This is a genomic window from Janibacter sp. GXQ6167, from assembly GCF_041365945.1.
Taxonomy (GTDB): domain Bacteria; phylum Actinomycetota; class Actinomycetes; order Actinomycetales; family Dermatophilaceae; genus JBGFSK01.
The window spans coordinates 74,327-96,773 of the sequence record NZ_JBGFSK010000003.1 but is presented as its reverse complement, the minus strand read 5'-3'; the positions used below and the strand labels follow the sequence as shown (position 1 = coordinate 96,773).

Below are 22,447 nucleotides of genomic sequence, written 5' to 3'. Positions count from 1 at the left end.
CACGCGTTATGGCGGCTGACGCACCGCCCTTCCCGCCGATCGATCCGGGACTTACGCCCTGGGCCCTCGCCGAACACGAGCCGAGCGCGGGGGAGGACCTCGTCGCGGTGGGCGCCGATCTCGACCCCGCGACCTTGCTCGCGGCGTACCGCGCGGGGCTCTTCCCCATGGGACTTGGGCGTCACGGACGCCCACCGATCGGCTGGTTCGCCCCCACGGTGCGCGGTGTTCTTCGTCCGGGCGGATTCCATGTCTCACGTTCGCTTCGGCGTTCGGCGCGGCGCTATGAGGTGAGCGTCGATCAGGATCTTCGGGGGGTGATGGCGGGCTGCGGCGACCCGGCCCGGACCGGGCGGTGGATCACCCCGCAGATCAGCGCGGCGTACGAGCGCCTGCACGACCTGGGGTGGGTCCACAGCGTGGAGGTCTGGAAGCCGGGGGAGCGCGGTCCGGATGCTCTGGTCGGTGGGGTCTATGGCGTCGCGATCGGTGGACTCTTTGCGGGGGAGTCGATGTTTCACCGGGCGACCGACGCGTCCAAGGTGGCCCTGCTCGCACTCGTCGAGCGGGTCTTTGCCGATGGAGATCCACGCCGGGTGTTCGACGTCCAATGGTCGACGCCACATCTGGCGAGCCTCGGGGTGGTTGAGCTCCCCAGGGAGGAGTACCGCGCGGTGCTCGCAGAGGCCCTGCACGCCCCAGACATCGACTTCTCGATCCCGCCGGACGGGGTCGCGACGATCGCCGAGCCCTAGGGCCGCCATCGTTGCGAGCGGACCGCGGCGATCGCGTCGGGGAGCGCCGCGCAGAAGGCGCTCACCGCCCGGTCTCGGTCGGGGGCCACCGCGCGAAGGGGCACAGTGATCCGAATATTGCCCGTGGTCGGTGCGCCGACGGCGGCGAGGACGTGGCTCGCGGTGAGCGTGTCGGCCGTGCACGCTGATCCCGAGCCCACGGCGAACCCGCGCCGCCCGAGTTCGTCGGCGAGGTGATCGGCGTCCGCGTCGGGCACCGAGATCGTGGTGATGTGCGCGAGCCGATCGAGTTCTGGACCCGGGGTGAGTACCCCGTCGATCGCGCGAGCGGACTGGCGGATGCGCTCAACCAACGCGCGGGCGCCGGACTCCTCGGTTGAGTCGGCGTCCACGTGCCGCCATGCCTCGGCCGCGGCGAGGGCCGCTGGTGCATCAGGTGGGTCGGCAGCCCGCCCGCGCTCGTGCGGGCTATGGGGGCGAAGCCGATCGCAGCGCACGCCGGTCCGCACCACGAGCAACCCGAGGGCGGGACCACCGAAGGCCCGGGCATCGCCGACCAGGACGTCATAATCTCGCGGCGTTTCCCCCCGACCGAGGACGGCGCGGGCGTCGACGAGCAGCGGCACGCCCACCTCGGCGCAATGCGCGGAAGCAGCAGGAAGCGGCTGGATCGTGCCCAGCTCGCCGTTGGCCGCTTGCAACGCTGCGAAGGGGGTGCTCGCCCCGATCGCCTCGGCCCAGGCCGCGAGATCGACCCGACCCTCGCGATCGACCTCGACGAGGCGCTCGGATCCACCCCCTTCGGCGCCAGCGAGCCAGCGCAGGACGCTCGAGTGCTCGACCGCCGACGCGACCGGTCGTCCGTCGGATCGGCGGCGCGCCCGGGAGAGGCCAGCGAGGGCGCTACGCAGGGCCGAATCGCCCGAGGCGTGGAGCGTGATTTCCTCAGGGCTGACCTCGAGTAAGTGGGCGAGGACCGAGCGCGCCTGGTCCAGCAGACGCCGGGCGCGTCGCCCCGCTTCGTGACGGGCGAGCGGATCGGCGAAGGCTAGGTCCTTGGCGGCTTCCCAGGTTTCGCGGGCGCGCGGGTGCACGGGCCCTGGGTTGGCATCGAGGAGATGCTGCTCGTGACTCGCCACGACACCGAACCGTAACGCCCCCCTGCACTCGATCGGTCCCGGCGCTGCGGTACCGTGTGGTGTCTCTTGCCAACCATGGACGTGAGAGGGTGCGTCTTGCCTCACTCTGATGTGTCGACCGCGCGTCGCGGTCGTCGTCGAATCGCCACAATCGGGCTCGTGCTCGGTGTGTTCGCCCTCTCCGCGTGCAGCGCGGTCGGGGTTAACACCAAGTTCTCCAACGGCTACCTCCCCGAGGGGGTTACCGAAGAGTCCAAGCTGGTCACCGACTTGTGGATCGGGTCGTGGATCGCGGCCATGGCGGTCGGCATCCTCGTCTGGGGGCTCACCTTGTGGTGCATGGTGGCCTACCGCAAGCGCAAGGACGACGACGGTTCGCTGCCGATCCAGTTGCAGTACAACGTGCCGCTCGAAATCCTCTACACGGTCGTGCCGATGCTGATGGTCGCCGGCCTCTTCTACTACAGCGAGAAGGCTCAGTCCGAGCTGCACCGGATCGACCCGAACCCGGACCTCACGATCAACGTGGTCGGCAAGCAGTGGACGTGGGACTTTAACTACGTCGACGCGAACGTCCACGAGTCGGGGCAGATGGCGGTCATGACCGGCAAGCCCGGCGTCGAGCAGACGCTGCCGGACCTCTACCTCCCGGTGAACCAGAAGGTCGAGTTCCAGCTCACCTCCCGGGATGTCATCCACTCGTTCTGGGTCCCGGCCTTCCTCGAGAAGTTGGACCTCAACCCGGGCCTGGTCAACCGGCTCCAGGTGACCCCCAACAAGATCGGTACCTACACCGGTAAGTGCGCCGAACTCTGCGGTGCCTACCACTCGCAGATGCTCTTTAACGTCAAGGTCGTGAGCCAAGAGGACTTTGACGCGTACATGCAGAAGTTGAAGGACGAAGGTAAGACCGGGCTTCTGCCGAACACCCTGAACCGCAACGAATTCGTGCCTGGTCAGGACAAGCTGCTGCAGGAGGACGCCCAATGAGCACCATGGAGCGCACCGGTCTAGGTGGTGAGGAGCGGGATCTGAGCACGGGGCGCGCTTCCCGCGCCGGGACCCAGTTCTTCCGGTACATCACCACCACCGACCACAAGGTCATCGGGAACCTGTACCTCATCGCCTCGTTCATCTGGTTCCTGATCGGCGGTCTGATGGCCCTGGTCATCCGCCTCGAACTGTGGAAGCCCGGCCTGCAGGTCGTGGACAACCCCGAGCAGTTCAACCAGATGTTCACGATGCACGGCACGATCATGCTGTTGCTCTTTGCGACTCCCGCCTTCGCGGGCTTCGCCAACGCGCTGATGCCGCTGCAGATCGGCGCTCCCGATGTCGCCTTCCCGCGACTGAATATGTTCGCCTTCTGGCTCTACCTCTTCGGTGGCCTGATCGCCGGCGCTGGCCTCTTCGCTCCCGGCGGGGCGGCGTCCTTCGGGTGGACGGCCTACGCGCCGCTGTCGGACCCCACCTATAGCCCCGGTGTCGGTGGCGACCTCTGGGTCTGGGGTCTGGCCCTTGGTGGTTTCGGAACCATCTTGGGTGCGGTCAACTTCATCACCACGATCATCTGTCTGCGCGCACCCGGCATGACGATGTTCCGGATGCCGATCTTCACCTGGACCGTCCTGATCACCTCGGTGCTGATCCTGATGGCCTTCCCGGTGCTCGCCGCCGCCCTGATCGGCCTCGGTGTCGACCGCCGCTTCGGAGCACACATCTTCAATCCGGAAAACGGTGGGGCCATGCTGTGGCAGCACCTCTTCTGGTTCTTCGGTCACCCAGAGGTGTACGTCCTCGCGCTGCCCTTCTTCGGGGTGATGTCCGAGATCTTCCCGGTCTTCTCGCGCAAGCCGATCTTCGGCTACAAGACGCTGGTCTTCGCGACCATCGCCATCGCCGCGCTGTCGGTCTCGGTGTGGGCGCACCACATGTACGTGACCGGCCAGGTCCTCTTGCCCTTCTTCGCGATCATGACGATGTTGATCGCGGTGCCCACCGGGGTGAAGTTCTTTAACTGGATCGGCACGATGTGGGGCGGCAAGCTGGTCTTTTCGACCCCGATGGTCTGGTCGCTGGGCTTCCTCGTGACCTTCCTCTTCGGTGGTCTGACCGGTGTCATCCTCGCGAGCCCGGCGATGGACTTCCAGGTGAGCGACACCTACTTCGTCGTCGCCCACTTCCACTACGTCCTCTTCGGCACGATCGTCTTCTCGTTCTTCGCTGGCCTGTTCTTCTGGTGGCCGAAGTTCACCGGCAAGATGCTCGACGAGAAGCTCGGACACATCCAGTTCTGGCTGCTCTTCATCGGCTTCCACACCACCTTCCTCGTGCAGCACTGGCTGGGCGTCGAGCGGATGCCGCGCCGCTACGCGGACTACATGGTCGAGGACAACCTGACCCTCGGGAACCAGATCTCGACCGTCGGATCGTTCATCCTCGCGATCTCCTTCCTGCCGTTCTTCTACAACGTCTGGAAGACCCACGTGTCCGCGCCGAAGGTCGAGGTCGACGACCCCTGGGGTTATGGCAACTCCCTCGAGTGGGCCACCTCGTGCCCGCCCCCGCGCCATAACTTCACCTCGATCCCGAAGATTCGTTCGGAGCGCCCGGCGTTCGACCTGCACCATCCCGAATACGCGCCCCGCGCGATCACTGCCACCAAGGAAGAGGTCACTCGATGAAGGTCGAATGGGTCATGTTCGCCATCCTCGGCGTGTTCTTCACGATCGTCGGGGTGATCTACGGTCTGGTGACCGGATGGGGCGAGCCGGTCGGAGCGGTGGCGCTGCTGCTGTGTGCAGGCCTTGGCTTCATGATCGCCTTCTACCTCTGGCTCACCGCTCGGCAGCTGCCTGTTCGCCCGGACGACAACCCGGACGGCGAGATCGCCGACATCGCGGGCCCGTACGGCACTTTCGCGCCGTACAGCTGGTGGCCTCTGTGGCTCGGCCTCACCGCCAGCCTGTGTTTCCTCGGTGTGGCTGTCGGCTGGTGGGTCTTCGCCTTCGGTGCGGTGACCGGGGCGCTCGCCACCATCGGCTGGACCTTCGAGTTCTATAAGGACGAACACGCTCACTGACCCACCGGGCGCCGGGGTGCTCATGGCACTGCGGCGCGCAGGGTAGAGTAGGCAGCAGGGCCCCAGTGCTTCGGCATGGGGCCCTGATCTGTTGGTGGTGTTTGGGAAAGCGCAGGGGGTAGGCCCGAGATGGGTCGGACGAAAACAACGTGGACCGCGATGGCCGCTGCCGCCGTGTTGCTCGCAGCCGGATGTTCTGGGAGCGGGAGCACCACCGCGTCGACCTCTGGGGTTGATGAGCCAGGCGGCACGAGTTCGACCACTGATTCCACCCCGGCCGCGCTCGAGGTGACCCCCAAGGATGGCGCGACGGACGTCACGCCCGACACCACCGTCGAGGTGGCCGCGACCAAGGGATCGATCTCATCGGTGACGGTGAAGGATGCCGACGGGCACTCGGTGCCGGGTGAGGTCGACGGATCGACCTGGAAGGCCTCGGCGAAGCTGATGCCCCAGGCGACGTACACCGTGACGGTCAAAGCCGAGGGTCCTGGCGGGGCCCCGAGCACCGAGAAGACCACCTTCACGACCCTGACTCCGGGGATCACCGCAACCTACGGGATTCTCTACACCGACCAGAAGGTCGGCGTCGCCATGCCGGCGATCATCCAGTTCGACTCCGAGGTGACCGATAAGGCCTATCGGCAAAAGATCGAGCAGGCCGTGTCGGTCAAGACCACGCCCGAGGTCGAGGGCGCCTGGGGCTGGCTCGATAACCGCCAGCTGATGTGGCGGCCGAAGGAGTTCTTCCCGAGCGGGACCAAGGTCGAGATCAACGCGCCTCTGACCGGCTACCAGACCGGCCCGCAGAAGTGGATCGCCAACGATGCGACGGGTGCGATGACCATCGGGCGCAACCAGACGAGCGTGGTCGATCTCGCCAAGCACAAGATGACGGTCAAGCGTGATGGCAAGGTGATCAAGACCTACCCCGTGAGCGGCGGTCGACCCGGACCAGAGACCGAGACGCGCTCCGGTATGAAGGTCATCATGACCAAGGAGCCCGCGGTCACGATGGACTCCGAGAGCCTCGGGATCAAGAAGGGCGACCCGGGCTACTACCGCATCGATACCAATTGGAATATGCGGGTCACCTGGACCGGTGAGTACGTGCACTCGGCTCCGTGGTCGCAAGGCTCGCAGGGATACGCCAATGTCTCGCACGGGTGCGTCAACATGGCGCCCGGCGACGCGAAGTGGATGTTCGACAACTCCCTGATCGGTGACCCGATGGACTTCACCGGTTCCGAGCGAGAGTTCGCGCCCACCGAGGGGATCGGCGTCTGGCAGTTCTCCTGGGCGAAGTGGCAGCAGCAGAGCGCGCTGTAAAGAAGGGAAAGAGCGACGGGGAGTTAACCCCACCCGAGGTCATGCAGGGCCGCGTCGTCGATCCCGAAGTGGTGCGCCACCTCGTGGACGACGGTGATCGCGACCTCCCGGTAGAGCTCCTCGGCGTCCCGCGCCATGCGCCGTAGCGGGCCCCGAAAGAGCAAGATCCGATCGGGAAGGGCGCCCATCGCCCAGCCGCCATCGCGCTCGGTGAGTGGCACCCCTTCGTAGATCCCCAGCAGCTCGCGATCTCCATGCTCGGCGCTCGGCTCCGGCTCGACGAAGATCGCCACATTGTCGGTGAGCGCCATCAGCTCCGAGGGCACCTCCGCCAGGGCTGCCTCGACCAACTGATCGAAGGCATCGTCGTCGACGAAGGGGGAGTGCGCTACCTCGCTCATGTGAGGTCCAACGAGTCGACCGCGTCGGGGTGTTCCACGGCGCGCAGCTCTCGGCGCACGTCCAGGCGGTGCCATTGCCACAGACCCTGCCCAAGGACGAGGAGCCCGAGGCTGGTGGCCGCGAGGGTCAGCACCGACCCGGTCACGAGCGGGGCCACAAGTCCGACGAGGATCGAGTTGAGCACGAGGGTGAGCAGGGTGCTCATCGAGGCGGCCGAGCCCCGAGAGCGCGGGAAGAGGTCGAGCATGGCGAGTTGGAAGATCGGGAAGGCCATGCCCATCCCGAAGGCGATACCCGCCGGCCCGACGACCGCCCAAGGGAGGGTCGCGCTCGTCGCGGGCAGGGCCGCGAGGATGACATTGGCGATCGCGAAGGTGAGACCGACGACCTGGCCGATCGCGACCAGGATGTGGCCGGGAAGGCGCCCGGCGAGTTGGCCATGGAGGAAGGCGCCGGTCACCATGCCACCGATCATCGGCACGAAGAAGACCCAGAAGTCCGAGGACCCGAGGCCGAGCAGGTGCACGATGAAGATCGGCGCCGCGCCGATGTAGAGGAATTGGGCGCCGAAGGTAAACGCGCTGGCCGCGGAGAGCCGCTGGAAACGCCAGTTGCGGCCCACCTCGGCGAGCCCGGAGATCATCGGGCGGACCTTCACCGGCCGCCGCTCCGAGCGGGGGAGGGACTCGGGGAGCAGCACCGCGACGCTCACGGCGACGACCACCCCGAAGAGGGAGAGGAACCAGAAGATGAGCGGCCACGGCCCGAGGGTCAGCAACCACCCACCGACGATCGGGGCGATCGCTGGAGCGATCCCGAAGATCATCGCGATCGTGCTCATCAGGCGCTGGGCACGCTCACCGTCGTACAGGTCACGCACGACGGCCCGGGAAATGATCGTTCCCGCGCCCGCCGAGGCTCCCTGCAGGACGCGGAAGGCGAGCAGGACCGGCAGGGACGGGGCGAGCGCGCAGCCCACGGAGGCGAGCGCATAGACGATCGCCCCGGTGATCATGACCGGTTTGCGGCCGACCGCATCCGAGATCGGCCCATGGAAGATGCTCATCGCCGCGAAGGCGAGCAGATAGACGCTCGCGACCTGCTGCATCGCGGCGGTCCCGACCCCGAGGTCCTCACCGATCGCGGCGAAGGCGGGGAAGGGGGTGTCGATCGAGAACGGCCCGAACATGCCGAGCAGCGCGAGCACGCACGCTACGACGACGATGGAGCGGCCGTGGGGACGCGCATCGGGCCCCGGAGGCGTACCTTCGGGGCCCGATGCGGGAACTGGTGAGCTGGTCAGTCCTGGTGCTCCTTGGCACCGACGGCGGCCGGCTCCTTGGCCGCCTCCACCTCTTCGTGGTGGTGATGCTCCGCCTCGGCGAGCTCGGCCGGGGTGACCGGGTTCACCGCCTCGGAGAAGTAGAAGCGGGAGAGGCGCTCACGCCACTTGCGGCCACGGGACTGCTTGACCACGCCGTTGTCGTCCACGCTCGCCTCGAGCTGAAGCGGCTCGACCGGGTCGTGCTGGATGAGGTTCCACCGCTCGTACTCGCCGAGCGGCTCGTGGACCTCGAAGAACTCGCCGTCCGCGGTGCGGGTGATCCGCCCAGTCTCGCGGCCGTGGAGGACCTTGTTCCGGTCGTGGCGCTGGAGGCTGAGGCAGATCCGGCGGGTCGCCCAGAAGACGAGGATCGGAGCGAGGAAGGTGAGCAGACGCAGCGTGTGCGTGATGTCGTTGATCGACAGGTGGAACTTGATCGCCATGATGTCGTTGCTCGCGGCGAACATCAGCACGCCGTAGAAGGTGAGCGCGGCCATCCCGAGCGCGGTGCGCGTCGGGCGGTTCCGGGGACGGTCGAGCAGGTGGTGCTCGCGGTTGTCACCGGTGATCCACCGTTCGAGGAACGGGTAGGCACCCATCAGCGTGTACATGACGGGGATCAGCAACAGCGCGCCGATGGCGACGTTGAGGCTCCACGTGTAGCCGAAGGTGGTGAACTCCAGCCAGCCGGGCAGGAGTCGAAGCGCCCCATCGGCGAAGCCCATGTACCAGTCGGGTTGGGCGCCGGCGGTGGTGGCGTTCGGGTCGTAGGGGCCATGCGCCCAGACCGCGTTGATCTGCACCAACGAAGCCATCAGGGCGATGACGCCGAAGACGATGAAGAAGAAGCCACCGGCCTTCGCGGCGTAGACCGGCATCACGGGGAAGCCGACGACGTTGTCGTTGGTGCGGCCCGGCCCGGGGAACTGGGTGTGCTTTTGCAAGGCCACCAAGACGATGTGCGCGGTGAACAGCGCGATCAAGATGCCGGGAAGCAGCAGGATGTGCACGGAGTACAGCCGCGGGAGGATGTCTTCGCCGGGGAAGGTCCCGCCGAAGATCGCGTACGACAGGTACGAGCCGATGACCGGCGCCGAGAGCATGAAGCCCTGAGCGGCGCGCAGACCGGTCCCGGAGAGCAGGTCGTCGGGGAGGGAGTATCCGGCGAAGCCTTCGACCAGGGCCAGCATCGACAGCAGCGTTCCGATGACCCAGTTGAGCTCACGGGGCTTGCGGAAGGCGCCGGTGAAGAAGACGCGCAGCATGTGCACCGAGAGCGAAACGATGAAGAGCAGCGCCGCCCAGTGGTGGATCTGCCGGATCAGCAGACCGCCCTTGATGTCGAAGGAGATGTTGAGGGTGGTCGCGTAGGCACGCGACATCTCAACGCCCTGCAACGGGGCGTACGAGCCGTCGTAGTAGGTGTGCCCGTGGCTCGGGTCGAACCACAAGGTGAGGAACACCCCGGTGAGCATGCAGATGATCATCGAGTACATCGCGATCTCACCGAGCATGAACGACCAGTGGTCCGGGAAGACCTTGCGCATCAGGTACCCGACGCCCTTGGCGGCGCCGGTCCGGTCATCGATCCAGCCGGCGACGCCGCCGACCTTCTTCATACCGGGGGAGACGGGAGCCGTCGCGGGTGCGTCATTGGCGCGCAGGGCGTCGGCGGGACGAGCAGTGCTCATTAAGACTCACGCTCCCAGAAGCTCGGGCCGACCGGTTCCTGGAAGGGCTGGTCGGCGATCAGGTAACCCTCGTCATCGACGGTGATCTTCAGCTGCGGGAGCGGGCGCTTCGCCGGGCCGAAGATGACCTTGCAGTCGTCGGTGACATCGAAGGTGGACTGGTGACAGGGGCACAGCAGGTGGTGCGTGGTCTGCTCGTAGAGGCCGACCGGGCAGCCGACGTGCGTGCAGATCTTCGAGTACGCGACGATGCCCTGGTAGCCCCAGTCGCGAGCCTTGCGGCCGCCGGGGGTGTCCTGGAAGTCGTCCGGGTTCAAGCGCATGAGCAAGACGGCCGCCTTGCCCTTCTCCTCGAGACGGTGGTGCTCCATGTCGAGCAGGCCCTCGGGAAGGATGTGGAAGACCGAGCCGATGGTGACATCTTCGGCCTTGACCGGGGTGTTCTCCGGGTCGCGCACGAGGCGCCACTTGTGCGCGGTCCAGTGGCCGTCCTCGCCCTTCTTGCCATTCCAGTACGTGACCGACAGGTCGTTCTTCGGCAGCGGGCCGAGGCTACCGACCAGCTGGAGGAGAAGGGGGAGGGAGAACAGGCCGAGGGCCCCGCCGAGCGTGGCCTTCATCAGCGGGCGGCGGGTGATCTGCGAGGACTCCGCGCCACCGGCCATCGTCGCGACGAACTCCTCGCGGGCCTCGTCGGAGGAGCGCATCGGGTGGCGCATCTCCACCGACTCCTCATCGGGCATCAGGGTCTTGGCCCAGTGCACGGCGCCAAGACCAATCCCGAGCAGGCCAAGCGAGAGGCCAAGGCCGAGCAGGATGTTCGACAAGCTCACGTCCCCGAGACCGGGAACAAACGTGAGGGTCTGGACGTCGACCATGAAGTAGGCGACGAGGAAGAGCAAGGTGCCAAGGATCGACAGCGTGAAGAGACCGGCGACCTGCTTTTCGGCCCGGTCGGCGGCGGCCTCGGAGAGGTCAGAGGCACGCGGCACATGGGGCGGCAGCCCCGGGTTGGCGAAGCGCTCCGGGATGCCACCGGTGCCCTCGACGTGACCCTGGTCGAGGGGGACGGGAGTACCCGTCTCGTGAGGACTGTGCTCACTCATCGTGTCGTCGATCCTGTCTTTATCAAAAGGGGAAGGGTGAGGAGGCGAGGCCTAGGCCGATTTCTGACCGAGCCAGATGGCGAAGCCAACAAGGACTCCGAGGCCAACGGTCCAGATGAAGAGGCCCTCGGGGACCGGGCCGAGCGCGCCGAGCGGGTTACCACCGGGGTTCCCGGCCGACTCCTGGCCCTTGATGTAAGCGATGACGTCGCGCTTGGCCTCGGGGCTCAGGTTCGCGTCGTTGAACTTCGGCATGCTCTGGGGGCCGGTCTCCATGGCCTCGTAGATGTGCTGCGGCTCGACGCCGGTCACCTTCGGGGCGTACTTGCCGCGGGTCAGGGCACCACCGGCGCCGGAAGAGCCGTGGCACATCGCGCAGTTGACGCGGAAGATCTCGCCGCCCTTGCCCGGGTCACCCTTGGTGTAGTCGGTCCACTCGGCATCCGGGACGGCCGGGCCCGGGCCGAGCGCCGCGACGAAGGCGCCGATGTCGGCGATGTCCTCGTCGGAGAACTTCTCCTGCTTGATCCGCGGGGCCTGCACGTCGGGCTTGGCCATCGGCATCCGCCCGGTGCCCATCTGGAAGTCCACCGAGGCGGCGCCAACGCCGACCAGGCTCGGGCCGACATCCTTGATGCCGAGCCCGTTGTTGCCGTGGCAGGTGGCGCAGTTGGCGACGAAGAGTTGCTCACCCTTCTTGGCATCGGCCGCGCTGACGGCGGTGGCGCTCGCCTGCTTGGGCGCGATCGCCGCGTACGCCGTCCCCGTAAGGAGCAGCCCCACCAGGAGCAGCAGCGCCAACATGGCGGGGTGGCGGCGGGAAACCTTAGGCATGGAAGGTCCTGTTCTGTCCGGTCATCGTGGTCATCATCGTGTTTGCCGCCGTTACTGGAGCAGGTAAATCGCCGAGAACAGCGCGATCCACACCACATCGACGAAGTGCCAGTAGTACGAGGTCACGACCGCACCCGTGGCCTGCTGGTGGCTGTAGTGCTTGGTCGTAAAGGTGCGTCCGATGATCAGGAGGAAGGCGAGCAAGCCGGCGGTGACGTGGATTCCGTGGAGGCCGGTCGTTAAGTAGAAAACCGAGGACCACGCGTCGGAGGAGAAGGTCGCTCCCTCGTGGACCAGTTCGGCGTACTCCACGACCTGGCCGGAGACGAAGATCGCGCCGAAGATGTAGGTGAGCACGTACCACTCGCGCATGCCCCACTTGCCGACCTGCAAGAGGCTGCCGGTGCGGGCCTTCTGTCCGGCCTCGGCCTTCATGACCCCCAACTGACACCAGACCGAGGAGACCACCAGGATCGTGGTGTTGACCGCGGCGAAGGGGACGTTCAGCAGCTGGGTCTTCTCCGCCCACAGATCCGGCTCAAGCGCGCGGATCGTGAAGTACATCGCGAAGAGACCAGCGAAGAACATCAGTTCACTGGAGAGCCAGACGATCGTGCCGACCGAGACCATATTCGGGCGGCTAACCGGCCCGAGTGCGGGATCGGACGCGACGGGTCCGGACGTGTCTGAGTGCAGGGAGGATGCAGTGGCCACGGGCACATTATGCCGACGTCTGACTCTGGTTGCGCACCTACCCCCTGGTTTTGTCGTCGGCTCGTGACCGAACGGCCCGGCGAGGCAGCCGAGCGGCCCGGAATTGACGGGCCAAAGACCGGCGTGTCGGGGGCTCTGCGACGCCGGTAACATCGCCCCCATGAGTGCTTCCTCCTCGTCCGCCGTCACCACGTCGAAGAGCCAGCCGACCCAGCACCAGGTGCGGGTTCTGCTGTACAGCGACGACATCACGACCCGCGATGCGGTGCGCGCCGGTGTGGGGCGTCGACCGGCCCGCGATGTCGAGGTGGTCCAGTGGCTCGAGTGCGCCACGGGCCCGGCCGTCGTCGAGGCCGCCGATGCGGGGGGATATGACCTGATGATTCTCGACGGCGAGGCGGCCAAGAGCGGTGGGATGGGCCTCGCCCGTCAGTTGAAGCACGAAATCTTCCAATGCCCGCCGATCTTGGTGCTGACCGGCCGCCCGCAAGATGGCTGGCTCGCCACGTGGTCGCTCGCCGACGCCGTCGTGCCGCACCCGCTGGACCCGATCGCCCTCGCGGACGCCGTCGCCGGGCTTGCCCGGGGTGTCACGCCGAGCACCGACTGACCCCACGATGAGCTTTTCTTGGCCGGAGCTGCTGACCGAGCTGCTCACCGGTCACGACCTTGACGCCGAGCAGACGGCCTGGGCGATGGGCGAGGTGATGAGCGGAGAGGCCGCGCCCGTCCAGGTAGCCGGCTTCCTCATCGCCCTTCGTGCCAAGGGCGAAACCGTCCCCGAAATTGAGGGCCTCGTCTCGGTCATGCTCGAGCGGGCGGTACGAATCGAGGTCCCCGGCGAGACGGTGGACATCGTCGGTACGGGTGGCGATCGCCTCAACACGGTCAATATCTCCACGATGTCGGCGGTCGCCTTGGCAGGCAGTGGCCTCACGGTGGTCAAACACGGCAACCGTGCGGCGTCCAGCCAGTCCGGTTCGGCCGATGTCCTCGAGGCTCTCGGAGTGGATCTCGCGCTACCTCCGGATCAGGTGGGCCAGGTCGCGCTCGAGGCGGGAATCACCTTCTGCTTCGCCAATGCCTTCCACCCGTCCATGCGCCACGCGGCCCCGGCGCGGGCCGGGCTTGGGGTGCCGACGGCCTTTAACCTGCTCGGACCGCTCACGAACCCCGCCCAGCCTCGCTACTCGGCGGTCGGGGTCGCGAACCCGCGGTTCGCTCCGCTCATTGCCGGGGTCTTTGCCTCGGGTGGGCGGGAGGCAATCGTCTTCCGCGGGGATGAGGGTCTTGATGAATTGAGCCCGGCCGGGCCATCGAGGTTGTGGTGGGTGACGGGTGGCGAGGTCACGACCTGGGAGATCACCCCAGAGGAGGTCGGACTGCCGCGCCATGAGCTCGCCGAGATCCGGGGCGGTGATGCACGCGCCAATGCCGAGATCGCGCGCCGCGTCTTTGCCGGGGAACGCATCCCGGCCCGCGACGCGGTCCTGCTCAACGCCGGAGCCGCGTCCGCGCTCGCGAAGGCGCAGGGTCACCCGGTCGAAGATGTCCCCGCAGCGATCGCCGACGGGATCGAGCACATCGCGGCTGCCATCGATGACGGCCGGGCAGCGGCCGCGCTGGAGCGCTGGGTGGAAACGACCCAGCGCCTCGCGGGCTAGCCCTCCAACCCCAGGCTGAAGGCCGCCTCCAGGTCGTGGCGGCTGTAGGTCCGAAAGGCGATATGGGTCGAGGTGCCGATGATGCCGTCGACCTTGTTGAGCCGATCGGCGATCACGTCGTTCAGTTGCTCGTGCTCCTTGACTCGCACCATCGCGATGAGATCGGCGTCTCCGGCGACCGAGTAGACCTCGCTCACCCCGTCAATACCCGCGACGGTTTCGGCGACCTCGGGGATGCGGTCGACCTCGGCGTTGATGAGAACGATGGCGGTGATCACGACGCCCACCCTAGAGCAGGGGCGAGGTCGGCGTAGACCCCCCGAGCCCCTCCGACCGGGCAGGTCCACGACCCATCGATCTCGACGATCCGCACCCCGGGTTCCTCGAGCCAGCGCGCGAGCAACTCGGTCTCGGAGGCGAGGGCCGCGCGGGCCGGCCCGTCCGGAGCAGCGACGACCTCGGCACTGCTTCGCAGCGCCGAGACGTAGGGCATCGGATCGGCGCCTCGCGGGACGAGGCTGCTGCCCGCGAGCCGTCCATGGCGCACGCAGATGAGTTCCCAGCCGCCGCTCGGGCCCCGGCGCGCGGCGATGAGTTCGCGGGTGGCGGTGAGGGGCTCGGCACGTTGGCTGGTGCTGAGCGCGCGGACCAGGGCCGCGAGCCGATCGCGGACCTCGGCGGCCTCTTCGTAGCGGCCCTGATCGGAAAGACTCTCCATCCGCTCACGGAGGCGGGCGAGCGCGAGGCGGCCGTCACCGGTCAGCACCGTGACCGCCTCGGCGACGATCCCTTCGTAGCCCGTGCTATCGATCGCTCCCGTGCACGGAGCCGGGCATCGGCCGATCTCGGCGAGCGCGCAGGCGCTGGTCGGTTTGGTCGGGGAGAGCCGGGTGAGGCACTGACGCAGGGGCACCACATCATGCAGCGCCCGGACCGCGTCCTGCGCTGCTCCCCGGGAGGGGAAGGGGCCTGCCCAGGCCCGATCATCACCGCGAACCGAGCGGACGAGAGATAGCCGCGGGAAGGCCTCGTCGGTGAGGCGCACCCACCAGGCCCGCTCGGGATGGCGCGACCGCCGGTTGTAGCGCGGCTGGTGCGCCGCGATCAGGCGGAGCTCTCGGACCTGCGCCTCGATCGTGGTGGCACAGACGATGGGGGTGACCTCGGCGGCGAGGCGAACCATCTCGGCCATCCGCGAGCGCTTCTCGGAGGCGGTGAAGTAGGTCTGGACCCGAGAGCGGATATCGACCGAGGTCCCGACGTAGAGCGGCTCGCGGCGATCGTCTTTGAAGACGTAGACCCCCGGCGCGCTCGGCAGGTCGGCGGCAAGGTAGCGCTTGCGGCGCTGCTCCGGAGCGACTCGGGCGGTGTAGGACGCCAGTTCCTCGAAGGTCGTCACGCCGATCGACCCGAGCCGGCCGATCAAGGCGTGGAGGACATCGACGGTGGCCTTGGCGTCGTGGAGCGCTCGGTGATCCGGCGGGGTGCTCGCTCCGACGGCGGCGGCGAGGGTCGACAGCTTGTGGTTGCGGACCTCGCCGCGCGGGATCACCTGGCGGGCGAGGTGCACCGTGTCGAGGACCTCGGCGCGCGGCCACGGCAGCTGCGCGGCGGCGCAGGCGGCCTTGAGGAAGGAGATATCGAAGCCCGCGTTGTGGGCGACGAGGACCGCGCCCTTGGCGAACTCCAAGAAGGCGGTGACCGATGCGCTCGGGCCGGGAGCATCACGGACCATCGCGTCGGTGATGCCCGTGAGGGATTGGATGAAGGGGGGAATCGACCGGCCCGGGTTGACGAGGGTCTGAAACTCGCCGAGCACCTCTCCGCCGCGGACCTTCACGGCGCCGATCTCGGTGATCGCATGATCCGAAGGAGAGCCCCCGGTGGTCTCCAGGTCGACCACGACGAAGGTGACGTCGATGAGGTCGGTACCGAAGCCGAGGGTGTCCTGCTGGGTCATGGCCCGAGAACCTACGAGGTCGTACCGACAATCCATCGGCGCCACGCCCACCGAGCGGGGTTGTCGGTGGCGCGCCCTAGCGTCGTTCTCGACGCCGGAGAACCGCTCCGGCTCGAACGGATCGACACGAAGGAGGTGCGAGATGGCTCGCACGGATCTGACGATCGACTGCGCGACCTGCCCCGTTCAGCACGTGGGCTGCGCCGACTGCATGGTGACCGCGCTGGGCGGAGGTCCCGCGACCTGGGTGCCGGATCGAAGCCACAGCCCGTCCGAGGTCGCGATCGAGCTCGGGGAGGACCTGCCGATTGATCGCCGGGAGCGCGCGGCGCTCACCGCCCTCGTCGCCAGTGGGCTCGTCTCGGCGACGGAAGCGACCAGGGCCCGCGCGAGGCGCGAGCCCTGGTCGTCATACCGCGAAGCGGTGGGATAAAGCCGTCGGCGTGACGCCTCAGCCGTAGAGGGCTTCGATCTCGTCCTCGTAGTCGCGCATCACGATATTGCGCTTCAACTTCAGCGACGGGGTGAGCGTCCCGTTGTCCTCGGTGAAGTCGTCGGTCAAGATCGCGAACTTGCGGATCGACTCCGCCTTCGAGACGGCCTTGTTGGCCTCGTCGACCGCCTTTTGGATCTCGGCCAGCACGGTCTCATTGGTCCGGGCCTGCTCGACGGTGATGGTGCCGAGGCCGTTGTTGGCGGCCCAGCCCGGGAGCATCTCTTCGTCCAGGGTGACCAGGGCCGCGATGAAGGGCTTGCCGTCGCCGACGACCATGCACTGGGAGATGATCGGGTGCGCGCGCAACCGGTCTTCGAGCACGGCCGGAGCGACGTTCTTACCGCCGGCCGTGACGAGGATCTCCTTCTTGCGGCCGGTGATCTTCAGGTAGCCATCGGAGTCGAGCTCGCCGATATCGCCGGTGTGGAACCAGCCGTCCTTCAGCGCCTCGGCGGTGGCGGCCTCGTTGTCGCGGTATCCGCGCATGACGTTGACGCCCTGGACCAAGATCTCGCCGTCCTCGGCGATCCGCACCGACACCCCGGGGAGCGGGGCGCCGACGGTGCCGATCTTGACCTTGGCCGGGACGTTGACGCTAAGCGGTGCGGTCGTCTCGGTGAGGCCGTAGCCCTCGAGGATCGTGACGCCGATGCCTCGGAAGAAGTGGCCGAGCCGGGTACCGAGCGGGGCGCCTCCGGAGACCGCGTACTCAACGTGGTTGCCCATCTTGGCGCGCAGCTTGCTGTAGACGAGCTTGTCGAAGATGGCGTGCTGGAGCTTGATATTCAGCGGCACCGAACCGGTGTCCTGGGCCTTCGACCAGGCGATGGCGGTGTCGGCGGCCTTGGCGAAGATCTTGCCCTTGCCGTCGGCCGTCGCGGTCTCGTTGGCCTTGTTGTAGATCTTCTCGAAAACGCGGGGTACGGCGAGAATGAAGGTCGGCTGGAAGGCCTGGAAGTCCTCCAAGATGTTGGCGATATCCGCGCTGTGACCCATGCGCGCCTCGCCGGTGACGCACAGCACCTCGATGAAGCGTGCGAAGACGTGCGCGAGGGGGAGGAAGAGCAGGGTCGAGGCGCCATCGCGCTGGACGACGTCCCCGAGTTCGGCGAGGGTGTTCTCGGCCAGCCCGAGGAAGTTGTCGTGGGTCAGCTCGCAGCCCTTCGGCCGGCCCGTCGTCCCGGAGGTGTAAATGATCGTCGCGAGGCTGTCGCGGCGCACCGAGTCGATGCGCTCGTGGAGCTGGCTGTCGGCGATGTCGGCGCCGCTATCGGAGACCGACTGAAGATCGCCATCGTCGATGACCCACAGGTGGGCGAGGTTGGGGGTTTCGACGCGGGCCTCGTCCGCGACCGCCTTGTGGGCCGCGGTCTCGACGATCAGCGCCTTGGCGCCGGAGTCGCTCACGATCCACTGGACCTGCTCGGCCGAGCTCGTCTCATAGATCGGGACACTGACGGCTCCGGCGACCCAGATCGCGAAGTCGGCGAGGGTCCACTCGTAGCGCGTGCGGGCCATGATCCCGACCCGATCGCCGGCCTCGATGCCCTGCGCAATCAGGCCCTTGGCGAGCGCGCGCACGTCCTGATCAAATTGAGTGGTCGTGATATCGCGCCACCCGCCGTGCTCCTTGACCGAAAAGGCCACGCGTCGCGGGTCGTTTTGGGCGTTCCGGCCCGGCAGGTCTGCGAGTGAATCGGTCGGGTTGCCCTCGACGAGGCGGGGCCGCACGCTGTCCTGCACAGAAAATCTCCTTTGATTTTGGGTGCGCCACTGCTCACCTTGGCGGCGCGGTTAGCGCGAGTTTACCTACCGATCGGGAAACCGCAGGTGGAGTTGGCGGTGATGGTCGACATACTGACCGAGGCACCGAAGGATCGAGATCGAGGAGATATGGACAGCTCGCACGGCGTGCACCCGCCGACGGTGATCGACATCGTCGATGAGACCTTCGTGCGCGCGGACCCGCGCCGAGTGCGTGATCTGCTGGACCGGATGTCGAGCGCCGTGGTGTGGCCGGGGCTCACCCCCGAGGTCACCCTCGACCGAGGAACGCTGGGTGTGCACTGGCACATCGATGGCGAAGTGGTCGGTCGGATGGAGATCTGGCTCGAAGAGGTCAAGGAGGGAACTCTGGTCCATCACTTCGTCCAGGGACGCCTCACCAGGGCCCCTTCGCCGTGGACCACGGTGATCGCTCGCGCGTGGCCGAACTGGCCGAGCGAGCGTGCGGCCACCGCCTACGAGCGACGTCATGCGCGGTCCTGGAAGAGCGCGATCCATACCCTGAAGGACCACGCCGAAGGCCGGGAGCGGTAGTCTCCGCGCATGGCCGACAGCACCAAATCCAGCATCGTGATTAACGCCCCCGCGGGCGAGGTCCTCGACATCATTGCCGACCTGGAGGCCTACCCGCAGTGGGCCAAGGAGATCAAGCAGGTCGAGGTCTTGACCGAAGATGGGGACGGCTGGCCCGACCGGGCCCGCTTCACCCTCGACGCCGGTGCGATCAAAGACACCTACACCTTGGACTACACCTGGGATGTGACCGAAGACGGGACCGGCGTCGCGTCGTGGGTGCTCGTCGATGGCAATGTCTTAAAGGCCATGGACGGGTCCTACGAGTTGCGCGCCGACGGCGACGGGACCTCGGTCACCTACCAATTGATGGTGGACGTGAAGATCCCGATGCTCGGAATGATCAAGCGCAAGGCCGAGAAGATCATCGTCGACACGGCGCTGCGAGACCTGAAGAAGCGCGCGGAGGGCTGAGGTCACCCCGCCTTCGACCACCACTACCCCCTTGCCTTTGCACTTCGTCTCTGGGTCCAACGATGGGCAGCGGGCGGCGCTTGTCGCCGCCCTCCTTGACGACGCCATCGACCCGGTGCACGCGACCTGGGGAGCGACGACCCCATCCTCGGCGTGGGACCTCGCCGAGGACCGAGGGAGTCTGCGGCCTCTCGAAGGGGGACTGCGCGCGCTCCTCGTTGGCCTGGATCTGCCCGGGCCGGTCATCGCCGACCTCGTCGCCGGAGCCCTCCCGGAGGATCTGACCGCAATGGCGGCGCTCGCGGCCGGACTCCGCACGATGGGTGAGCGCACGATCGTTGTGGAGATCCCCGCCCGGTGCGACCCGGGCTCGGTGATCGCCCTTCCCGCGCGGGCGGCCCGGGCGTTGGACGCACTGATCCCGGTCGTCGCTCGCTGGGGTGTGCTAATCGGCCCCACCGGTGTCGGCACCTTGCCCCGTCCGGGCGTGGATGTCTTCGACGCGTTGCGCCAGGTCGCCGCCGAGCTACGGGATCTCGATGCGCTCCTTTGCGATCCCAAGACCGGAATCCACCATGTCCCAGGGGTAGGCCCGGCCGCCGCGGCGGCCAGCGCGGGTCTGGATGTCACGCTCGCGCTGATGGGGCGCGAGCGGACCCGCCGGGCGAGCGATGGCCACCGGGGAACGACGGGCGCGCGCGTGGTGCGCGAAGGGGATCACTGGCGCTACGAGATCGAGTTGCCTGGCCTGCACGCCCAGGACGTCGAGCTGCGCCGCCATCATGATGAGCTCGTCATCGCCTCGGCAGGACGCCGGCGCACTCACCTGCTCCCTTCGGTCCTGCGCCGTTGCGTGGTGACCAGGGCAGGCATGCGCGAAGGCGTGCTGACGCTCGACCTGGTCCCGGACGAGGCGGTGTGGCCCCGGTGAGCACCGATCCGAACGATCTCCTCCGCGACCTCATCGAGGCCCTCGGGCACCTGGACCTGAGCGTGCTCTCGAGCGGCGATCCGCAGGCCCTGGACCGCGCGCTGCTCGGCGCGAGCATGCTCGGATCGGCGCTCACGGATCTGACCGGAGAGCATGATGATGACCCGCAGTTCGGTGCACCGCTTCGCGTGCGCGACACCGCCGGTGTCATCATCCCCATCATCGACGACGATGACCCGGTCCGCCCGGTCGCGGGCCGGGAACCTCATGAGGAGGCCGGATGAGCAACGGGCCGCTCACCATCGGTATCGATATCGGTGGCACCAAGATCGCCGGGGCCGTGATCGCGCCCGATGGGCAGATCGTCGCGTCGGAGCGCATCACCACGCCGGCTGCGTCGACCGATGCGATCATCGCGGCAACGGCCGAACTCGTCACGACGTTGAAGGGCGCCGCCGACGGGCAGATCGTCGGTGTCGGGGTCGCGTGCGCCGCCTTCGTGGACAGCCGGCGCGGGTACGTCTGGTTCGCCCCGAATCTGCCCTGGCGGGATCTACACCTCGGCCCCTTGCTGGAGGATCGCCTCGACCTGCCGGTCATCATCGAAAACGACGCCAATGCCGCCGCGTGGGGCGAGTACCGGTTTGGCGCGGGCCGGGACGTCGACGACATGGTCCTGTTCACCGTCGGGACCGGAGTCGGCGGCGGCTGCATCGTTGACGATCGCCTGCTGCACGGCGCCTTCGGCATTGGCGGCGAACTCGGCCACATCGTGATCGACCCCGGGGGACCTCGGTGCGGGTGCGGCAACAAGGGCTGCCTTGAGGTCTACGCGTCGGGGAATGCGTTGGCGCGCAACGCCCGTGAGCTCGTGGCGTCTCAGTCCCCGATGGGTGAGGCGCTGCGCGAGGCGTGCGGCGGTGATCCGGATGCCTTGCGCGGCCACGATGTCACTCGCTTGGCGGAGGCCGGAGACCTGGCGGCTACCGAACTGCTCGAAGATCTGGGGACTCGCCTTGGCCAGGGGATCGCGTCGGTGTGCGCGGTGTTAGATCCGCGCCTCATCGTGATCGGGGGCGGAGTCGCGGCGGCCGGAGACCTCCTGATCGGACCGGCTCGCACCTCCTTTTCGAAACACCTCACCGGTCGCGGCCACCGCCCTTCGCCGGAACTGGTCGCCGCGATGCTCGGCAATGACGCCGGGATGGTCGGAGCGGGCGCGCTCGCTCATGAGCGCGTCGCGGGAGGGTAGCCGCGGTGTCGACCACGATTGGGATCGATATCGGGGGGACGAAGGTGAGCGGCGGCGTTGTCGACGCGCGGGGCCGGATCCTCGAGCGCGCTCGGCGCGATACTCCTGATCGCTCGCGCGAGCCCGCCGTCGTCGAGGAGACGATCATGGCGGTGATCGACGAACTCCTCGCCCGGCACGAGGGCGTCGAGCCCGAGGCGGTCGGGATCGGGGCCGCGGGCTTCGTCTCCGCTGACCGCGGGACTGTGGTCTTTGCTCCCCACCTGTCATGGCGCAACGAGCCGCTCCGGGACCGGATGAGCGAGCGGACCGGTCGGCCGGTCACCGTCGACAACGATGCCAACGCCGCGCTCTGGGCCGAGTATCGCTATGGCGCCGCCCATGGTCATGCAGAGGTCGTGATGATCACCCTCGGGACGGGGATCGGTGGCGCCCTATTGGTCGCGGGGCACTTAGCGCGCGGGCGCTACGGGCTCGCTGGCGAGTACGGCCATATGCAAGTCGTGCGTGGTGGGCTGCGGTGCGAGTGTGGCAACAAGGGCTGTTGGGAGCAGTACTCGTCCGGCAATGCTCTGGTTCGCGAGGCGCGCTCGATGGTCGCCGCGCAGTCCCCGCTCGCCAGCGAACTCGCGACGCGGGCGAAGGGGGATCCCGCCGCGTTGACCGGGCCAATGATCACCGAGGCAGCGCGAGATGGGGATCGCACGGCGAGGGAGTTGCTCGCCGAGGTCGGGGACTGGCTGGGCCGAGGCATCGCCAATCTCGCGGCGGCCCTCGACCCCGAGCTGTTTGTCATCGGCGGCGGCGTGAGCGCGGCGGGAGAACTGCTCCTTGAGCCGGCTCGCGAACGGCTCGCCAAACAATTGACCGGGCGTGGCTACCGGCCGGTGGCCCGAATCGTGGGGGCCCGACTCGGTCCGGATGCCGGACTGATCGGCGCGGCGGACCTCGCGCGGGTTGAGCATCTGGGGCCGCGATGATTGAGCGCAGCGCTTG

24 protein-coding genes are annotated in these 22,447 nt (G+C 67.6%); 14 read left to right on the top strand and 10 right to left on the bottom strand.

Features of this window, described 5'->3' with window-relative positions; genetic code table 11:
- Positions 1-8: 8 nt before the first annotated feature.
- On the top strand, positions 9-755 hold the full coding sequence (aat, locus tag AB8K43_RS05460) for a leucyl/phenylalanyl-tRNA--protein transferase (protein WP_370892266.1): 747 nt from the start codon (positions 9-11) through the stop codon (positions 753-755).
- Here the strand turns inward: aat and AB8K43_RS05455 are convergent.
- Positions 752-1,894, bottom strand: coding sequence for an aminotransferase class V-fold PLP-dependent enzyme (locus AB8K43_RS05455; RefSeq protein WP_370892264.1), 1,143 nt, complete (start codon positions 1,892-1,894; stop codon positions 752-754). The genes aat and AB8K43_RS05455 overlap by 4 nt on opposite strands.
- Positions 1,895-2,053: 159 nt before the next feature.
- On the opposite strand from AB8K43_RS05455, the gene coxB reads away from it, so the two are divergent.
- The 4 genes from coxB (at position 2,054) to AB8K43_RS05435 (ending at position 6,305) form a co-directional block, all read left to right on the top strand.
- On the top strand, positions 2,054-2,884 hold the full coding sequence (gene coxB / locus AB8K43_RS05450; protein WP_370892263.1) for a cytochrome c oxidase subunit II: 831 nt from the start codon (positions 2,054-2,056) through the stop codon (positions 2,882-2,884).
- Complete coding sequence (gene ctaD / locus AB8K43_RS05445) at positions 2,881-4,578, top strand: cytochrome c oxidase subunit I (RefSeq protein ID WP_370892261.1); 1,698 nt, start codon at positions 2,881-2,883, stop codon at positions 4,576-4,578. The genes coxB and ctaD overlap by 4 nt, the downstream gene beginning before the upstream one ends.
- Positions 4,575-4,976 carry a cytochrome c oxidase subunit 4 gene (locus AB8K43_RS05440; RefSeq protein ID WP_370892259.1) on the top strand — a complete coding sequence of 134 codons (402 nt, stop codon included), beginning with the start codon at positions 4,575-4,577 and terminating at the stop codon, positions 4,974-4,976. Before ctaD ends, AB8K43_RS05440 begins: the two co-directional genes overlap by 4 nt.
- A 159-nt stretch (positions 4,977-5,135) precedes the next feature.
- Positions 5,136-6,305 carry an Ig-like domain-containing protein gene (locus tag AB8K43_RS05435; protein ID WP_370892257.1) on the top strand — a complete coding sequence of 390 codons (1,170 nt, stop codon included), beginning with the start codon at positions 5,136-5,138 and terminating at the stop codon, positions 6,303-6,305.
- A gap of 23 nt (positions 6,306-6,328) precedes the next feature.
- Here AB8K43_RS05435 and AB8K43_RS05430 read toward each other — a convergent pair whose 3' ends face one another.
- From AB8K43_RS05430 to AB8K43_RS05405, 6 genes are all read right to left on the bottom strand, one after another.
- Positions 6,329-6,706 (bottom strand): metallopeptidase family protein, encoded by a 378-nt coding sequence (locus AB8K43_RS05430; protein ID WP_370892255.1) that lies wholly within the window; start codon positions 6,704-6,706, stop codon positions 6,329-6,331.
- Positions 6,703-7,932 carry a multidrug effflux MFS transporter gene (locus AB8K43_RS05425; protein WP_370892773.1) on the bottom strand — a complete coding sequence of 410 codons (1,230 nt, stop codon included), beginning with the start codon at positions 7,930-7,932 and terminating at the stop codon, positions 6,703-6,705. Before AB8K43_RS05425 ends, AB8K43_RS05430 begins: the two co-directional genes overlap by 4 nt.
- A gap of 74 nt (positions 7,933-8,006) precedes the next feature.
- Entirely contained in the window at positions 8,007-9,722 is a 1,716-nt protein-coding gene (locus tag AB8K43_RS05420; RefSeq protein WP_370892253.1) for a cytochrome bc complex cytochrome b subunit, read from the bottom strand.
- Positions 9,722-10,828 carry a Rieske 2Fe-2S domain-containing protein gene (locus AB8K43_RS05415; protein WP_370892251.1) on the bottom strand — a complete coding sequence of 369 codons (1,107 nt, stop codon included), beginning with the start codon at positions 10,826-10,828 and terminating at the stop codon, positions 9,722-9,724. Before AB8K43_RS05415 ends, AB8K43_RS05420 begins: the two co-directional genes overlap by 1 nt.
- Positions 10,829-10,879: 51 nt before the next feature.
- Positions 10,880-11,662: a c-type cytochrome gene (locus AB8K43_RS05410; RefSeq protein WP_370892249.1), complete on the bottom strand. Its 783-nt coding sequence runs from the start codon at positions 11,660-11,662 to the stop codon at positions 10,880-10,882.
- A 51-nt stretch (positions 11,663-11,713) separates the two neighbouring features.
- Positions 11,714-12,292 (bottom strand): heme-copper oxidase subunit III, encoded by a 579-nt coding sequence (locus AB8K43_RS05405; RefSeq protein ID WP_370892771.1) that lies wholly within the window; start codon positions 12,290-12,292, stop codon positions 11,714-11,716.
- 244 nt (positions 12,293-12,536) lie between these two features.
- Between AB8K43_RS05405 and AB8K43_RS05400 the strand changes: the two genes are divergently transcribed.
- The gene (locus tag AB8K43_RS05400) at positions 12,537-12,986 is read left to right on the top strand and encodes a hypothetical protein (RefSeq protein ID WP_370892247.1); all 450 of its coding nucleotides are present in this window, start codon (positions 12,537-12,539) and stop codon (positions 12,984-12,986) included.
- Positions 12,987-12,993: 7 nt separating this feature from the next.
- Positions 12,994-14,040, top strand: a complete 1,047-nt coding sequence (gene trpD, locus AB8K43_RS05395; protein WP_370892245.1) for an anthranilate phosphoribosyltransferase — start codon at positions 12,994-12,996, stop codon at positions 14,038-14,040.
- Here trpD and AB8K43_RS05390 read toward each other — a convergent pair.
- Positions 14,037-14,318 (bottom strand): Lrp/AsnC family transcriptional regulator, encoded by a 282-nt coding sequence (locus AB8K43_RS05390; RefSeq protein ID WP_370892243.1) that lies wholly within the window; start codon positions 14,316-14,318, stop codon positions 14,037-14,039. The two genes, trpD and AB8K43_RS05390, sit on opposite strands and share 4 nt — an antisense overlap.
- Positions 14,315-16,000: a DEDD exonuclease domain-containing protein gene (locus tag AB8K43_RS05385; protein WP_370892241.1), complete on the bottom strand. Its 1,686-nt coding sequence runs from the start codon at positions 15,998-16,000 to the stop codon at positions 14,315-14,317. Before AB8K43_RS05385 ends, AB8K43_RS05390 begins: the two co-directional genes overlap by 4 nt.
- Positions 16,001-16,142: 142 nt before the next feature.
- Between AB8K43_RS05385 and AB8K43_RS05380 the strand changes: the two genes are divergently transcribed.
- Positions 16,143-16,433: a hypothetical protein gene (locus AB8K43_RS05380; RefSeq protein WP_370892239.1), complete on the top strand. Its 291-nt coding sequence runs from the start codon at positions 16,143-16,145 to the stop codon at positions 16,431-16,433.
- Between the two features lie 18 nt (positions 16,434-16,451).
- Here the strand turns inward: AB8K43_RS05380 and AB8K43_RS05375 are convergent, their stop codons facing one another.
- Positions 16,452-18,239, bottom strand: a complete 1,788-nt coding sequence (locus tag AB8K43_RS05375; protein ID WP_370892237.1) for a long-chain fatty acid--CoA ligase — start codon at positions 18,237-18,239, stop codon at positions 16,452-16,454.
- 150 nt (positions 18,240-18,389) lie between these two features.
- Between AB8K43_RS05375 and AB8K43_RS05370 the strand changes: the two genes are divergently transcribed.
- The 6 genes from AB8K43_RS05370 to AB8K43_RS05345 are packed head-to-tail and all read left to right on the top strand — an operon-like array spanning position 18,390 to position 22,431.
- A complete protein-coding gene (locus tag AB8K43_RS05370) occupies positions 18,390-18,815 on the top strand; it encodes a hypothetical protein (RefSeq protein WP_370892235.1) in 426 nt (141 codons plus the stop codon).
- Positions 18,816-18,824: 9 nt separating this feature from the next.
- Positions 18,825-19,268: an SRPBCC family protein gene (locus AB8K43_RS05365; RefSeq protein ID WP_370892233.1), complete on the top strand. Its 444-nt coding sequence runs from the start codon at positions 18,825-18,827 to the stop codon at positions 19,266-19,268.
- A 31-nt stretch (positions 19,269-19,299) separates the two neighbouring features.
- On the top strand, positions 19,300-20,199 hold the full coding sequence (locus AB8K43_RS05360) for a hypothetical protein (RefSeq protein WP_370892231.1): 900 nt from the start codon (positions 19,300-19,302) through the stop codon (positions 20,197-20,199).
- A complete protein-coding gene (locus tag AB8K43_RS05355) occupies positions 20,196-20,483 on the top strand; it encodes a hypothetical protein (protein ID WP_370892229.1) in 288 nt (95 codons plus the stop codon). Before AB8K43_RS05360 ends, AB8K43_RS05355 begins: the two co-directional genes overlap by 4 nt.
- Positions 20,480-21,451, top strand: coding sequence for an ROK family protein (locus AB8K43_RS05350; protein ID WP_370892228.1), 972 nt, complete (start codon positions 20,480-20,482; stop codon positions 21,449-21,451). Before AB8K43_RS05355 ends, AB8K43_RS05350 begins: the two co-directional genes overlap by 4 nt.
- A 5-nt stretch (positions 21,452-21,456) precedes the next feature.
- Positions 21,457-22,431 carry an ROK family glucokinase gene (locus AB8K43_RS05345; protein WP_370892225.1) on the top strand — a complete coding sequence of 325 codons (975 nt, stop codon included), beginning with the start codon at positions 21,457-21,459 and terminating at the stop codon, positions 22,429-22,431.
- Positions 22,432-22,447 lie beyond the last annotated feature (16 nt).